This window comes from Pseudobutyrivibrio ruminis HUN009 (assembly GCF_000703005.1).
GTDB classification, from domain to species: Bacteria; Bacillota; Clostridia; order Lachnospirales; family Lachnospiraceae; genus Pseudobutyrivibrio; species Pseudobutyrivibrio ruminis_A.
The window spans coordinates 1,473,930-1,487,468 of sequence record NZ_JNLH01000001.1; the positions used below are offsets into that span (position 1 = coordinate 1,473,930).

The window sequence follows — 13,539 nt, forward strand, 5'->3', positions numbered from 1 at the left end:
TGAACAATCATTCATATATTCATTTTAGAGAAAACCCAATGGGGGACGGAGGAAAATATCATGAAGAAAACTTACAAAATCGACGTAGATTGTGCAAACTGTGCAAACAAGATGGAGCAGGCTGCTAAGGAGACAGCAGGCGTTGCTGATGCTACAGTTAATTTTATGGCACTTAAGATGAACGTTGAGTTCGAAGAAGGCGCAGATGTTAAGGCTGTTATGGCAGAAGTTCTTAAGAACTGCAAGAAGGTAGAGGACGATTGCGAGATATTTTTATAGGAGTTTGATATGAACAAAAAGCAGAAGAAGGTACTAATCAGAATAATTGCAGCGGCTTTGATGATGGCTATCCTGTTGTTGCTTCCTTTGGAAGAGGGCAGCTGGATCCGCTTTGTGCTGTTTTTGATTCCATATTTTACTATTGGTTACGATATTTTAAAGAAGGCATTTAAGGGAATTAAAAATAAGCAGGTCTTTGATGAGAATTTCCTTATGGCTGTTGCCACTATTGGCGCCATGGCACTTGGGGAATACACCGAAGGCGTAGCGGTTATGCTATTCTATCAGGTTGGTGAATTATTCCAGTCATATGCTGTTGGAAAGAGCAGAAGAAACATTTCACAGCTGATGGATATTAGGCCTGATTTTGCAAATATAATGGTGGATGGTCAGCTTACACAGGTTGATCCAGACGAAGTAGAAATCGGAAGTGAAATCATCGTTCAGCCTGGTGAAAAGATACCTATCGATGGCGTGGTTATTGACGGTACAGCTACTCTTGATACTGCGGCACTCACCGGTGAAAGCGTGCCTAGAAGCGCAAAGCCTGGGGATGAAGTTATTTCCGGTTGTATCAATATGTCAGGTGTTCTCACTATCCGCACTACAAAGGAGTTCGGCGAATCTACAGCTTCAAAGATTCTCGATTTGGTGGAGAATGCATCTTCCAAGAAATCAAAGCCAGAGAACTTTATTTCCAGATTTGCCAGAGTGTACACACCAGCTGTTTGTTATTCAGCGGTAGCACTTGCAGTACTTCCACCAGTTATTTCTCTTATCATTGGTGCGGAGCCTAACTGGGGACAGTGGATTTATAGAGCCCTTACATTCCTTGTTATCAGTTGCCCATGTGCACTTGTTATCAGTATTCCACTTACATTCTTTGCAGGAATCGGTGGTGCCAGCAAGGAAGGTGTTCTAGTAAAAGGGTCAAACTATCTTGATATGCTTTCAAAGGCAAAAATCGCTGTTATGGACAAAACAGGTACACTTACTGAGGGCGTATTCAAGGTTACAAAGATTGTTCCAAATGATATATCAGAGGATGAGCTTTTGATGTATGCTGCTATGGCTGAGGTATACTCAAATCATCCAATTTCACGCAGCTTAAAAGAGGCTTACAGCAAGCCTATCGATACAAACGACGTTACTGATGTGGAGGAAATCTCTGGACATGGAATCAGAGCTACAGTTCTTGGAAAGACTGTAAATGCAGGAAATGAGAAGCTTATGGCTTCTGTTGACACAGCTTTCAACCAGGCTAGCGAGCCAGGTACAGTTATTTACATAGCCATTGATGGCCAGTATAAAGGCTACATCCTTATATCTGATGAGATAAAAGCTACATCAAAGGCGGCTATCGAAAACATGAAGCGAGTTGGCATTAGACAGACAGTCATGCTTACTGGAGATAGCAAGAGTGTAGCAGATATTGTTGCAAAGGATTTAGGTCTTGATAGTGTTTGCTCTGAATTATTACCTGGGGATAAGGTTCAGAAGGTGGAGGAGCTTTTGGCTTCCAAATCTGAGAAGGAGCAGTTGATTTTTGTTGGTGATGGAATCAATGATGCACCTGTCCTTTCAAGAGCAGATATCGGTATTGCCATGGGTGCTCTTGGTAGTGATGCAGCTATTGAAGCCGCAGATGTTGTTCTTATGGACGACGATCCAATGAAGATTTCAAAGGCAATTGGAATTGCTAAAAAATGTATGCGTATAGTATATGAAAATATTTACTTTGCCATCGGAATTAAGGTATTATGCTTGATACTTGGTGCGCTTGGTATTGCAAATATGTGGTATGCTATTTTTGCAGACGTTGGTGTTATGGTTATTGCAGTTCTCAACGCAATCCGCGCATTACGTGTGAAGAACATTTAGGAGGTTTGACAATGGTTAAACATGCAGAATGCTGTGAAGAGCAGTGTGTACATAAAGAATTGGTAGCAAATGTACTTGACGATTTGCCTGATGAGGATGTCTTATACGATTTGGCAGAGCTTTTCAAGGTTTTTGGTGATAGTACCAGGGTACGAATCCTGATTGCTTTATTCGAGGCAGAGCTTTGCGTATGTGATATATCAGAAGCTCTTGGCATGACACAATCAGCTGTATCACATCAGCTGCAGATTCTTCGTACCAATAAGCTTGTAAAGAGCCGTCGCGAGGGCAAGCAGATTTATTATAGTTTGGCAGATGAGCATGTGGTTACCATTATGGCACAAGGCCTGAATCACATCTTAGAATAATACATTAAAGGATATTTCCCCTTGTTCTTTCTTAGAAGAACAGGGGGCTTTTTTATTGAATTTTTAGGCTGTAACGAAACAATTTATCAATAAGAAAAAAATGTGAAAAAAGTATTGACTTCAAACTTCTATTAGTATAAGATAACCACAGTTAGCGAAAGCTAACTAAAATATGAACAGGAAGCTAACATTATGTGCGAAGAAGTATTTGAAATGATATGTGCCATGGACAGGCGATGTGTAGAGTTGCAAGTTGTATTGCAGTGTGCTCCCACATTAGCTGGCCTTAAAACTTCAAATCTTCTTATAGTTCCGAAAGATCAGGAAGATAAGGTTAGATTTGTTCTTAGGCATTCAGGCTTGTTGGGGTATCGCCTCGTGTACGATAGACATCGAGTTATCTTTTTGGTTTTTAATAGGGATAAGCTCATAAGCTACCTTGCAAAGCCAGAGGTAAAGGAATTTCTTTCCTCTTATGGATATCGTACAGATGCCTTTGGGTATTTACTTCGAAATTTCCAGAATCGATACGATTCTTATGTTCATAAAAGGGATGATTTCCCTCATGAGATGGGAGTGTTCCTCGGATATCCGCTTTGTGATGTAGTAGGCTTCATTCAAAACGGAGGAGACGGATTTGTGCTGTCGGGGTATTGGAAGGTTTACAAAAATGCGACTGAGGCACAGAAGTTATTTGAAAAATTTGACATTGTAAAAGATGATATGGTTCGCATGGTATTTAAAGGATATTCATTGAAAGATATCGTAAATACGTATGCAAAGCCTGTCATATCCTTGGCAGTTTAAGTCAAAATATCTTATTTTAAAGGAGATTAAAGTCATGAGTAAGGTTAATGTTGTATTTTGGTCACAGTCTGGTAATACAGAGAGTATGGCAAACGCTGTAGGTGCTGGTGTTACAGCAGCAGGCGGTGAAGCTAACGTAGTATATGTTGGTGATGCTTCTATAGATGAGCTTAAGAACGCAAAGGCATTTGCACTTGGATGTCCAGCTATGGGCGCTGAGGTTCTTGAGGAAAGTGAGATGGAGCCATTTGTTACAGATTTAGAGGGCTTCGTTTCCGGTAAGACAATCGGTCTTTTCGGCTCATACGGCTGGGGAGATGGTCAGTGGATGCGCGACTGGGTTGATCGCATGACAGCAGCAGGCGCAACAGTAGTAAACGGCGAAGGCGTTATTTGCCAGGACGCTCCAGACGGAGCAGCAGAAGCTGCATGCCAGGAGCTTGGTAAAGCTTTAGCAGCAGTTTAATTTCATATTTTAGCTTATTTCCTTTCCCTGAGTTTCTAACCGGGTTTCTTGGGGAAGTTATTAGACTCCTTTTACAGCCTCCAGGTATGCCAGTGCCTGGAGGTAAATTATTCTGGAGCAGCCTTTACCGAAGGCAAATTTTAGATGGTTTATGCCACAGATAAAAGATGTCGGAATATCTGATATTTCGTGATAAAATCTAACAATTTAATTTTGAAAAAGATGTTGACAAAGCCTTGATTCTCATATATACTCTCTATTGTTCGCGAGAGAGAAACGCAACAAACGCAGAACGAATTATTTCGGGGTGTGGCTCAGTTTGGCTAGAGCACCTGGTTTGGGACCAGGGGGTCGCAGGTTCGAATCCTGTCACCCCGATTTGGAAATTAATTATTTTATGCGGGTGTGGTTCAATGGTAGAACATCAGCCTTCCAAGCTGAATACGTGGGTTCGATTCCCATCACCCGCTTTTTAATTTCTAATATGTTGCATATGTGTCAGTAGCTCAGCTGGATAGAGCAACGGCCTTCTAAGCCGTGGGTCGGGGGTTCGAATCCCTTCTGGCACACTTATACGGTTTATATTTTATCAGTATGGTGGGTGTGGCACAGCTGGTTAGCGCGTCGGATTGTGGTTCCGAAGGTCGAGGGTTCGAACCCCTCTACCCACCCTGTTGCGATAGCAACAAATTGAATAAGGGCAATTAAGTCCTTTGTTGGGCTATCGCCAAGCGGTAAGGCACCAGATTTTGATTCTGGCATTCGCTGGTTCGAATCCAGCTAGCCCAGTTTCTAGTCTATGCCTTTTTCTTTTGGAAATAGTCGCATACCAATTTAATATGGGGTTGTAGCTCAGTTGGTAGAGCACCTGACTTTTAATCAGGTTGTCGGGAGTTCGAGCCTCCTCAGCCTCAGCAAATGAAAAGCCTTCAGATTAGTCTGAAGGCTTTTTTCTTGTATGTATCTATAGTAAGATTATTATATAAAAGTTGAGAAAAAAGCGTTGAGAAAAAAGCATGTGTGACGCATATGTGGGATTATATATGGACATATATCTGAGTTACAATTGAGAAAAATAGAAAAAGGGAAAGAGAGTATTTAATATGGCAGATGATAAGCTAGAATTATTTGAAAATCAACCAATTCGAACTGCATGGGTTGAAGAAGAGGAAGAATGGTATTTTTCGATTGTAGATGTGTGTCAAGTTTTAACGGAAAGTGCTGATGGTAGGAAATATTGGAATAAGTTAAAACAAAGACTTAAAGATGAGGGAAGTGAGTTGGTGACAAAATGTCACCAACTGAAATTAAAGTCTCCCAAAGATGGGAAAAGATATAATACTGACGTGGCAAATACTGAACAGTTACTCCGTATTATTCAATCTATCCCATCAAAAAAAGCGGAACCTTTTAAAATGTGGTTAGCTCAAGTTGGTAGAGAGAGAATAGAGGAGACCATTGACCCAGAGCTTACGATTGATAGAGCTTTAGAAACATATTCTAAACTGGGATATGATGCTGATTGGATTAATCAAAGGTTACAGACAATTAGAGCACGAAAAGAACTAACAGATCAGTGGAAAGCCCATGGTGTGGAACAGGGCAGAGAATTTGCTATTTTGACAGATGAAGTTACCAGAGCTTGGTCTGGAATGAGTACTAGACAGTATAAGAATCTTAAAGGCCAAAAGAAAGAAAATCTAAGAGATAATATGTCCACCCTTGAATTAGCTCTTAATATGCTGGCTGAGGCTACTACAACTGAGCTTACAAAGGTACATAATCCTAGTGGGTTAGAAGAAAATCAAAAGATTGCTCAAAAGGGTGGCAGTGTTGCAGGAAACGCGAGACGTGAGATAGAACAAGAAACAGGTAAATCAATCATAACAAGTCAGAATGCAATTCAATTGAATGAGGCTGTAACACAGTTGATAGAGGCTGTTTCTGAAATAGATGAGGATTGATTATTAATAAGGGAAATATTGTGTGGAAATTTTTGCCTTAGAAAAGAATAGAATCACTCAAAAATATGGTATGTTCGAATCTTCTTGAAAGCTTTTCTTGCAATAGAAGAAATGACTTGTTAATATAATAGTGAACTGGGCGAAAGCTCTTTGGTTCACCGTAGACGGGAAGAATTTCCCGTCATTTTTTTAGGAGTTTTTAAATGTAAGAATTAAGTATATTTATTGATGAATCTGGAGATTTTGGCAAGACACAGGACTTTAATGCTTATTATCTAGTTACGTTTGTCTTTCATAATATATGTTCTTTTGATTTGTTAAAAATTAAGAGTGAGGAAGGGAGACTCAGTAAAGGAGAAAAGCAGTTCTTCTATAAGCCTAATGAATTGAAAAAACATTTTTTAAGAGTATAGAAAAAAAGAGATTGTAATAAATTGTCAGGTTTAACTTATAAATGCAGAGGCAACAAATGCCTTTCTTTCAATATTTTTTGAGACCTAGATGCGTTCAAGCCTCCTCAGCCTAAGCACAAAAAGCCTTCAGATTCGTCTGAAGGTTTTTTTTTCTTGTAGATATACTTGTGCACTAGTCAACTAAAAGTAAGACAAAGTGTCTACTTTTAGTTGACTAGTGCAATCTGAATTAGTTGAGTAGAGAATTCTGCAATTAAAAACTTAATTCAAAAAGATTGGGTATCAGAATTCAATTATCACAGCTTACTACTAGCCAATCCACTAACACAACTATATTTCGCACAATAATATGTGAGGTTTTTGTGTAGATAGAGACTATTAGATTGCTATATGATACAATGAAGCTAAGTTTGGGGAGTAGCTTGTAAAAGGAGGCTAGGTATGAAATTTTATGTATGCGAGGTTTGCGGTAATTTTGTAGGCATGGTTAAGGAGTCCGGTGCTCCAATGTCTTGCTGTGGTCAGAAGATGAAGGAGCTTGTTCCTGGTACTTCTGATGGTGCAGTTGAAAAGCATGTTCCTGTATGCAAGGTAGAGGGAAATGTGGTGACTGTAGAGGTTGGTTCTGTAGAGCATCCAATGGCTCCAGAGCACTACATTGAGTGGATTGCTATCGAAACAAAGCAGGGAGCTCAGAGAAAGGTTCTCGAGCCAGGTCAGAAGCCATGCGCTCAGTTCGCTCTTACAGATGGCGATTCGTTAGTTGCAGCTTATGCATATTGCAACTTACACGGATTATGGAAATCATAATGTTAATAATAGTAAAGAGCTTTGGGGGTGCCCAAAGCTCTTTTTTTGTTAAAATAATCCATCTACTATTTTCATTATTCTATGAAGGTTTTGAATATCTGTATCAACATCACCGGTCTCTAAAGAGTGGTTTGCATCTGGGATGACGGCATATGTGATTGAAAGTTCATCACAAAGCTGGACGCACATATCAGTATCACAAAGAGGATCCTTGCTTCCGTGGAAAACAAAACCTTCGCAGGCATTGATGTATGCAAATGTCATTTCGATAGGTGTGAAGATAATGCTTTCAGCTTCGATGCCATAGTCAAAGGCGTATTTGGCAGCGATAGCTGTACCAATGCTTTTTCCAATAAAGACAACATTATCATAGGAAGAAAAGTCTATATCTTTTAACTGCTCAACTACCTGTGTGAGAGCCTCATTGATTGCAGCCTCAGCCTGAGCGGCATTTGTCTTGATAGAATCTAAATCATTTGAAAATGTATAAGTTACTTCTTTTATTTCATAGCCATGATTCTTGGCAAGCTTCTTTGAATAGTACAAAAGTGGTTTATCTGAGTGATATCCAACTCCTGGAAATATAACAGCTAAATTCTTATCCATAGTGTTCCTTTCATTAATAAGAAAAATTCTACGAATCTATTATAGCAATAAAAGTACTTAGAAAAACAAAAAAACACAAAACCTGTACCGATTTGTTCACATTGCAATCATGTTGCGCACACTTGACGGGATTAATATACCGCTAAATGATACAAAAATAGCAGCAGATAGGAGTGAATTATGGAAAAGAGGTATAGGCATGAATGGAAACACGCTATAACCTACGCAGACTTGCTAACAATAAGGCAAAGAATGTCAGCTATAGCGATACCTGATCCACATACAATCGACGGAAAATATCTTATAAGAAGTCTTTATTTCGATAATCTGAATGACAAAGCACTTCGTGAAAAAGTGGATGGGGTGAACATGCGAGAGAAATTTCGCATAAGATATTATAACTTCGATACTAGAATAATCCACCTTGAAAAGAAAAGTAAACTCAACGGTCTTGGTACGAAATACCATGCTCCATTGACAGCGGAAGAGGCACAGAAGATAGTGGATGGAGATATTGATTGGATGATTGATTCCCCATATTCACTGATTCAGGAGCTGTATTGCAAGATGCGATATCAGGGAATGAGACCTATGACCATAGTAGATTACACCAGAGAGCCATTTGTATATGGACCTGGAAATGTAAGAGTTACATTAGATTATGACATAAGAACGGGGATGAATAGAACGGATTTCTTAAATCCAGAATGTGTAACAATTCCAGCGGGCGACGCTCCAATTATATTGGAGGTCAAATGGGATGCATATCTGCCAGAAATAATAAGAGATGCAGTACAAATCCCAGGGACTAGAGTGCAGGCATTTTCAAAATATGCACAGTGCAGGATATACGGTTAATAGATAGAAGGAGTGAAGATTATGACATTTAGCGATATTTTTAAATCAAGCTTTTTAAGCAATGTAACAAGCGTAACAGTTTTAGATATGGTAATTGCTATGGCATTATCATTTGCAATTGGTTTATTTATTTTCTTTATTTATAAGAAGACATACGCAGGAGTTATGTACTCATCAAATTTCGGAGTGACTTTAGTAGCTCTTACAATGATTGCGACATTCGTTATCTTGGCGGTAACCAGTAACGTAGTTCTTTCGTTAGGTATGGTCGGTGCCTTATCAATCGTTCGTTTTAGAACAGCAATCAAGGAGCCTCTTGATATAGCTTTTCTTTTCTGGGCAATTGCAGCAGGTATTGTACTTGCAGCAGGAATGATTCCACTTGCAGTATTTGGTAGTGTGATTATCGGTGTAATGATTACCGTATTTGCGAATCGTAAATCAAATGTTAATCCATATATCGTAGTCCTTCGCTGTGAGGATTCTCTTACAGAGAAGGAAGCAATGCAGTATTTAAACGAGAAGACAACTAAGTGTGTGGTTAAGAGCAAGACTGCTAGAAAGGGTGAGATTGAACTGAATCTTGAAATCAGACTCAAGGAAGACAACACAGATTTCATTAACCAGTTATCTGATATGACAGGAGTGGAAAGTGCAGTACTTGTAAGCTATAACGGCGATTACATGGGATAAGGAGGACAGATTATGTCAACTAATAAAAGAATTGACATCATCTGCGTAGTGGTCTTGATACTGGCCATCATCCTGACGGTTTTATTTATGAACGGCGAGAAGCTTGGACTTACAGTGGTGGTTGATGAGGATGCTGAAAAAACCACCACATCTTCATATTTTACAACCAATGATATGGATGGTGACTGGGATACTTCCGAGGCGACAGTAATTACTTTAGAAGGAGAAGACATAACTGTTTCGGGGTCAGGAGCTTATGTAAATGATGGTAATGTGTACATTGCACAATCTGGATATTATGTGGTAAGTGGAGAGCTTACTGATGGAAGCATCGTTGTTGCTGCTGAGGATTATTCAAAGGTATGGATTATGCTTGATGGGGTAGATATTTACTGCGAAGACGATGCAGGAATAATTGTGGAGCAGGCAGACAAGGTATTTTTAACTTTGGCAGAAGGCTCTGAAAACACAATTGAAACTGGCAGCGAGTATTCAGAGGAAGCAGTGGAAGATGATATAGATGGAGCTATTTTCTCTCACGATGATTTGACAATAAATGGAAGCGGTAGCTTGACTGTTACAACAAGCTATTCACACGGTATTGTTTCAAAGGATGATTTGATTATCACAGGTGGAACAATTACGGTAACTGCTCCTGGTGATGGCTTGAAAGCAAATGATGCTCTGAATATAACAGATGCAGATATTACTATTGATGTTGAAGATGATGGCATTAATTGCGATACCAGTGTATACATTGGCGGAGGCACAATTCTTATAAGTAATTCTTATGAGGGAATAGAGGCTGTAATCATTGAAATAGAAGATGGTGATATCACCATTTATTCAACTGATGATGGTTTGAATGCCAATGGAGGTTCTTCTGAAGAGTTCGACATGGGCCAAGGAGGCGGCCAGCGTATGAACATGGGTGAAGTCCCAGAAGATACTGTAGAGTCAGAAGAGTCTGATACAGAGGAAGAAGAAACATACATTAGCATAAGTGGTGGAACACTAAGAATTTTTAACGAAGGTGGTAGTGACGCAGATGGCATTGATTCTAACGGTGATATTAGTATATCAGGTGGTACGATCTTTGTAAGTCTAACTGATGGCGGAATGAATAACGCGATTGACTACGCAAGTGAAAATGGTGGTGTTGCAGTAATCACAGGAGGAACAATTATTGCTGCTGGAAGTAGCGGTATGGCAGAATCCTTTGATAGTACATCCACACAGGCATCTATACTTTACACAACTAGCGCTTCCATGGAAGCTGGAACTACAGTTTCGGTTGTAGATGCAGATGGAAATGAAATTATTTCATGGGAAGTTCCATATAGCTTCTCTTCAATTAATATTAGTAGTCCGGATTTAACTGTAGGTGAAACCTATACAATCTGCATAGGTGATGAATCCGAGACAGTTACACTTGAAGATGTGGTAACTACTGTTGGCGAAGCAACTGCAGGTGGTATGAGCCAAATGGGTGGACTAGGTCAGATGGATGGCGAGAACCAAATGGGCCCTATGGGTGGCGCTGGAAAAGGAAATCGTGTACAATACCCCTAACATTTATAGTGAATGATTAGGAGACATAATTAAAATGAAAGAAAACATAGTTCTAATTGGTATGCCAGGTGTTGGCAAAAGTACTTTGGGTGTTGTATTGGCAAAGGAACTTGGATTTGAATTCGTAGATGCGGATTTGCTTATCCAAAAGAGGGAAAAACGTTTGCTTAAGGAAATCATAGCCGATGAAGGCGTGGATGGTTTTCTTAAAATAGAAAATGATGTTAATGCTAGCATTTCTTCAACCAAAACAGTTATTGCAACTGGTGGTAGTGTTATCTATGGTGCAGAGGCAATGGAGCACCTAAAGGAAATTGGAACTATTGTTTATCTTAAGCTTGATTATGAAACACTTGATAGTCGCCTCGGCAGCCTAAAGGGCCGCGGGGTTGTTCTAAAAGACGGGCAGAATCTTAAGTCTCTCTATGATGAAAGAATTCCGCTGTATGAAAAATATGCAGATGTTACCGTAGATGAGGGTGGCCTCGGCCTCGAGGAAACACTTGATGCGGTGCTAGAAAAAATATCTGAATAGATAGTTTAAAAGTCCTGTAACTATCAATCTCTATGTACTGTCAAGGAGGCGTGTTAGCCGACAAGACAGTATCATAGGATTGTTAGTGTAACAGGACTTTTTGTTTAATATGATATTAGCTTTCTGAAACTTTTTTGTAGCCAGTTTTTACAAGCCACTTCTGATCGATAATCTTTACTTCGTCCCCGAATAAGATGTGGAGACGTACAGATGATGGCTGCTTTTCAATTTCTTTGACTGTTCCCTCTCCAAATTTTGGATGAGAAACAACATCGCCTACTTCATATCGTATTTTCGAATTTTCCATATTTTTGTAAGCGCGCTGTGTGCGATAAGTATCAAGCATCTGAACCTGCTTGTGGTCTACTGTAGGACGCTTTAAAACTGAATCATAGTCCACCTTTTTGAGGCTCTGACCTTCTACGTAGTAGTCTGCAGGGATGGCGCCGATAAGGCTGCAGCAGTATTTCCATGCACTGCCGTGAACTCCTGGCTGCCATGTGTATTCGCTTGGGATGCTGATGTGACGTGTCATGTAGTGTGCATATTCATGCTTATATAAATTGATTCGATCGGCCTTTGAAAGCTGCTCATTTAAGCAAAAGCCAATGAAAAATAGTGAAAACTGGAATTGTTCTTCATCATCATATGAAGGTGGAAGATAAGAACCAAGAGCTTTTTCATCCATTCCAAAGGTGATTGGAACTTCTGCACCGTGGAGCCCCAGCTTATGATCTAGAACTGAGTACAATGCAGTAATTTCTGCACGAAGAACAGGTTCTTCATCGTGCAACATTTTAAACATTTCTTTCTTTGTCATTATGTCTCCTTAAAACTCGATATAACATTTACAGAAGGATAGTATATCAACTGAATTTGAAATTTACAATTATCAAAGATGATAAATTTGTTAATTTTACAATATTTATTTGACTTTGAAAAAGGCCGATATTACTATAAAACTATAAAGGAAATTATGCACAAAATTCTGCGTTAGGAGATTAAATATATGAGAAGAGCAATCAGAGTTTCAAAAAAGATATTGGCCTTTTCGCTGGCCGTATTTATGGGAGTAGCAGTCCTTGGTTTGTCACTACAGGCAGATGCTGCCAAAAAGAAATCCTCAGGAACATATGCAGAAGGTGATGATATTGCCTTTGGAACCTTGGATGGAAACATTATCAACTGGACAATTCTTACATATGACGATACTACAAAGGTTGCCCTTATTGTTTCAAGAAAGACACTTCATTCAAACTCAGTTATTGCCTATAGAGATTCAATTAACAAGATGTATAACGATTCTAAGACAAGTGCTGGATATGTTAGATGGGAAGACAACTACTGGAGAGGCTGGCTTAATCAGATTTTCTATGATCAGTGTTTTACAGATGCTGAAAAGGCAACTATTCAGAAGACTTCTCTTACTGAGGAAGCAGCCCAGACAAGTCTTATGAATTTCTATCATGACACTACTTTGGATGCTTATTATCTTGCTGGAAATGTTAAGAACTCTCTTAATATGAATATTTACAACAATCAGAGTACAACTTCTGATTATATTTTCTTCCTTTCTTCAGATGAGTACACAGAGTACAAGGATACTATGAAATACGAGACCAGCAACACATGGCCTCTTAGAACAAACGCTTATGATGATCCGGCTCAGGGACTGTTTGTAAATGATGCAAAGAAGCTCATCGAAAGAAAGTACTATTATCTTGGTGATGGAATCAGACCAGCTATGTATGTAAAGCTTGGTAAGACTGACGAGGAAAAGGCTGCGGAAGCAGAAGAAAATACAGATACATCTTCTAGCGATACTATTGTTACTTCTGATAACCAGTCGACAGATAAATCTACAACAGACTCGGCTAAAAAAGAAACATCAAATAATACTACAAGCAATAATACATCATCGAACCAGACAAGTGCAGCAAATAGCTCTAGTAGCGCATCGACATCCACATCTACAGCAAAGGCTACTTCGTCAAAGAAATATGCCAATAATGGTACCAATATAGGTAATATTACTTTGCCGGATGATGCGTCATACTCTATGAGTAATGGCAGCACTGCTCAGGTTGCAATTGACCTTGATTACTTAAACAGTACAGATAAGAAGTATAATATTACTTATAAATCTTCAGATGCCAGCGTGTTCACTGTTGATTCAAATGGACTGATTACATCCGTTGGCAAAGGAACTGGAACATTGACTGTAAGAATGAAGAAATCAAATGGCAAGACTTATACCATGACATGCCGTGTTGATGTGACCTAGGAG

Annotated in this window: 14 protein-coding genes and 6 tRNA genes; 18 read left to right on the forward strand and 2 right to left on the reverse strand. The window is 39.3% G+C overall.

Features of this window, described 5'->3' with window-relative positions; all coding sequences use genetic code 11:
* The first annotated feature begins 60 nt into the window (after nucleotides 1-60).
* The 13 genes from BO15_RS0106700 (at nucleotide 61) to BO15_RS0106760 (ending at nucleotide 6,988) form a co-directional block, all read left to right on the forward strand.
* Nucleotides 61-279, forward strand: a complete 219-nt coding sequence (locus BO15_RS0106700; protein ID WP_033153487.1) for a cation transporter — start codon at nucleotides 61-63, stop codon at nucleotides 277-279.
* 9 nt (nucleotides 280-288) lie between these two features.
* The gene (locus BO15_RS0106705; RefSeq protein ID WP_033153489.1) at nucleotides 289-2,160 is read left to right on the forward strand and encodes a heavy metal translocating P-type ATPase; all 1,872 of its coding nucleotides are present in this window, start codon (nucleotides 289-291) and stop codon (nucleotides 2,158-2,160) included.
* Between the two features lie 11 nt (nucleotides 2,161-2,171).
* Nucleotides 2,172-2,528 carry an ArsR/SmtB family transcription factor gene (locus tag BO15_RS0106710; RefSeq protein WP_033153490.1) on the forward strand — a complete coding sequence of 119 codons (357 nt, stop codon included), beginning with the start codon at nucleotides 2,172-2,174 and terminating at the stop codon, nucleotides 2,526-2,528.
* 192 nt (nucleotides 2,529-2,720) lie between these two features.
* Nucleotides 2,721-3,335, forward strand: coding sequence for a DUF3793 family protein (locus BO15_RS0106715; RefSeq protein ID WP_033153492.1), 615 nt, complete (start codon nucleotides 2,721-2,723; stop codon nucleotides 3,333-3,335).
* 34 nt (nucleotides 3,336-3,369) lie between these two features.
* Nucleotides 3,370-3,801 (forward strand): flavodoxin, encoded by a 432-nt coding sequence (locus BO15_RS0106720; RefSeq protein ID WP_033153494.1) that lies wholly within the window; start codon nucleotides 3,370-3,372, stop codon nucleotides 3,799-3,801.
* Nucleotides 3,802-4,104: 303 nt separating this feature from the next.
* Nucleotides 4,105-4,179, forward strand: a tRNA-Pro gene (locus tag BO15_RS0106725).
* Nucleotides 4,180-4,200: 21 nt separating this feature from the next.
* A tRNA-Gly gene (locus tag BO15_RS0106730) sits at nucleotides 4,201-4,271 on the forward strand.
* Nucleotides 4,272-4,296: 25 nt separating this feature from the next.
* Nucleotides 4,297-4,370 (forward strand) — tRNA-Arg (locus BO15_RS0106735).
* Between the two features lie 28 nt (nucleotides 4,371-4,398).
* Nucleotides 4,399-4,472, forward strand: a tRNA-His gene (locus tag BO15_RS0106740).
* Nucleotides 4,473-4,518: 46 nt separating this feature from the next.
* Nucleotides 4,519-4,590: transfer RNA gene (locus tag BO15_RS0106745), tRNA-Gln, on the forward strand.
* 52 nt (nucleotides 4,591-4,642) lie between these two features.
* Nucleotides 4,643-4,715, forward strand: a tRNA-Lys gene (locus tag BO15_RS0106750).
* A gap of 189 nt (nucleotides 4,716-4,904) precedes the next feature.
* Entirely contained in the window at nucleotides 4,905-5,765 is an 861-nt protein-coding gene (locus tag BO15_RS0106755; protein ID WP_033153496.1) for a BRO family protein, read from the forward strand.
* Between the two features lie 854 nt (nucleotides 5,766-6,619).
* Nucleotides 6,620-6,988 (forward strand): desulfoferrodoxin family protein, encoded by a 369-nt coding sequence (locus tag BO15_RS0106760; RefSeq protein ID WP_033153498.1) that lies wholly within the window; start codon nucleotides 6,620-6,622, stop codon nucleotides 6,986-6,988.
* Nucleotides 6,989-7,036: 48 nt separating this feature from the next.
* Here BO15_RS0106760 and BO15_RS0106765 read toward each other — a convergent pair whose 3' ends face one another.
* Nucleotides 7,037-7,594: an alpha/beta hydrolase gene (locus BO15_RS0106765; RefSeq protein ID WP_033153500.1), complete on the reverse strand. Its 558-nt coding sequence runs from the start codon at nucleotides 7,592-7,594 to the stop codon at nucleotides 7,037-7,039.
* Between the two features lie 180 nt (nucleotides 7,595-7,774).
* On the opposite strand from BO15_RS0106765, the gene BO15_RS0106770 reads away from it, so the two are divergent.
* The 4 genes from BO15_RS0106770 to BO15_RS0106785 are packed head-to-tail and all read left to right on the forward strand — an operon-like array spanning nucleotide 7,775 to nucleotide 11,252.
* Entirely contained in the window at nucleotides 7,775-8,452 is a 678-nt protein-coding gene (locus BO15_RS0106770; protein WP_033153502.1) for a polyphosphate polymerase domain-containing protein, read from the forward strand.
* 21 nt (nucleotides 8,453-8,473) lie between these two features.
* A complete protein-coding gene (locus BO15_RS0106775; protein ID WP_033153504.1) occupies nucleotides 8,474-9,145 on the forward strand; it encodes a DUF4956 domain-containing protein in 672 nt (223 codons plus the stop codon).
* Between the two features lie 12 nt (nucleotides 9,146-9,157).
* Entirely contained in the window at nucleotides 9,158-10,717 is a 1,560-nt protein-coding gene (locus tag BO15_RS0106780; RefSeq protein WP_052169813.1) for a carbohydrate-binding domain-containing protein, read from the forward strand.
* 34 nt (nucleotides 10,718-10,751) lie between these two features.
* Nucleotides 10,752-11,252, forward strand: coding sequence for a shikimate kinase (locus BO15_RS0106785; RefSeq protein WP_033153506.1), 501 nt, complete (start codon nucleotides 10,752-10,754; stop codon nucleotides 11,250-11,252).
* A 115-nt stretch (nucleotides 11,253-11,367) separates the two neighbouring features.
* On the opposite strand, the gene BO15_RS0106790 is transcribed toward BO15_RS0106785, so the two are convergent.
* Nucleotides 11,368-12,072 carry a hypothetical protein gene (locus tag BO15_RS0106790; RefSeq protein ID WP_033153508.1) on the reverse strand — a complete coding sequence of 235 codons (705 nt, stop codon included), beginning with the start codon at nucleotides 12,070-12,072 and terminating at the stop codon, nucleotides 11,368-11,370.
* Nucleotides 12,073-12,261: 189 nt separating this feature from the next.
* Between BO15_RS0106790 and BO15_RS0106795 the strand changes: the two genes are divergently transcribed.
* Nucleotides 12,262-13,536 carry a DUF6273 domain-containing protein gene (locus tag BO15_RS0106795; RefSeq protein ID WP_033153511.1) on the forward strand — a complete coding sequence of 425 codons (1,275 nt, stop codon included), beginning with the start codon at nucleotides 12,262-12,264 and terminating at the stop codon, nucleotides 13,534-13,536.
* Nucleotides 13,537-13,539 lie beyond the last annotated feature (3 nt).

Bases quoted from the DNA above. Each gene is read 5' to 3' on its own strand.
- BO15_RS0106700 (WP_033153487.1), top strand. From the start codon at position 61: ATGAAGAAAACTTACAAAATCGACGTAGATTGTGCAAACTGTGCAAAC.
- BO15_RS0106705 (WP_033153489.1), top strand. From the start codon at position 289: ATGAACAAAAAGCAGAAGAAGGTACTAATCAGAATAATTGCAGCGGCT.
- BO15_RS0106710 (WP_033153490.1), top strand. From the start codon at position 2,172: ATGGTTAAACATGCAGAATGCTGTGAAGAGCAGTGTGTACATAAAGAA.
- BO15_RS0106715 (WP_033153492.1), top strand. From the start codon at position 2,721: ATGTGCGAAGAAGTATTTGAAATGATATGTGCCATGGACAGGCGATGT.
- BO15_RS0106720 (WP_033153494.1), top strand. From the start codon at position 3,370: ATGAGTAAGGTTAATGTTGTATTTTGGTCACAGTCTGGTAATACAGAG.
- BO15_RS0106755 (WP_033153496.1), top strand. From the start codon at position 4,905: ATGGCAGATGATAAGCTAGAATTATTTGAAAATCAACCAATTCGAACT.
- BO15_RS0106760 (WP_033153498.1), top strand. From the start codon at position 6,620: ATGAAATTTTATGTATGCGAGGTTTGCGGTAATTTTGTAGGCATGGTT.
- BO15_RS0106765 (WP_033153500.1), bottom strand. From the start codon at position 7,594: ATGGATAAGAATTTAGCTGTTATATTTCCAGGAGTTGGATATCACTCA.
- BO15_RS0106770 (WP_033153502.1), top strand. From the start codon at position 7,775: ATGGAAAAGAGGTATAGGCATGAATGGAAACACGCTATAACCTACGCA.
- BO15_RS0106775 (WP_033153504.1), top strand. From the start codon at position 8,474: ATGACATTTAGCGATATTTTTAAATCAAGCTTTTTAAGCAATGTAACA.
- BO15_RS0106780 (WP_052169813.1), top strand. From the start codon at position 9,158: ATGTCAACTAATAAAAGAATTGACATCATCTGCGTAGTGGTCTTGATA.
- BO15_RS0106785 (WP_033153506.1), top strand. From the start codon at position 10,752: ATGAAAGAAAACATAGTTCTAATTGGTATGCCAGGTGTTGGCAAAAGT.
- BO15_RS0106790 (WP_033153508.1), bottom strand. From the start codon at position 12,072: ATGACAAAGAAAGAAATGTTTAAAATGTTGCACGATGAAGAACCTGTT.
- BO15_RS0106795 (WP_033153511.1), top strand. From the start codon at position 12,262: ATGAGAAGAGCAATCAGAGTTTCAAAAAAGATATTGGCCTTTTCGCTG.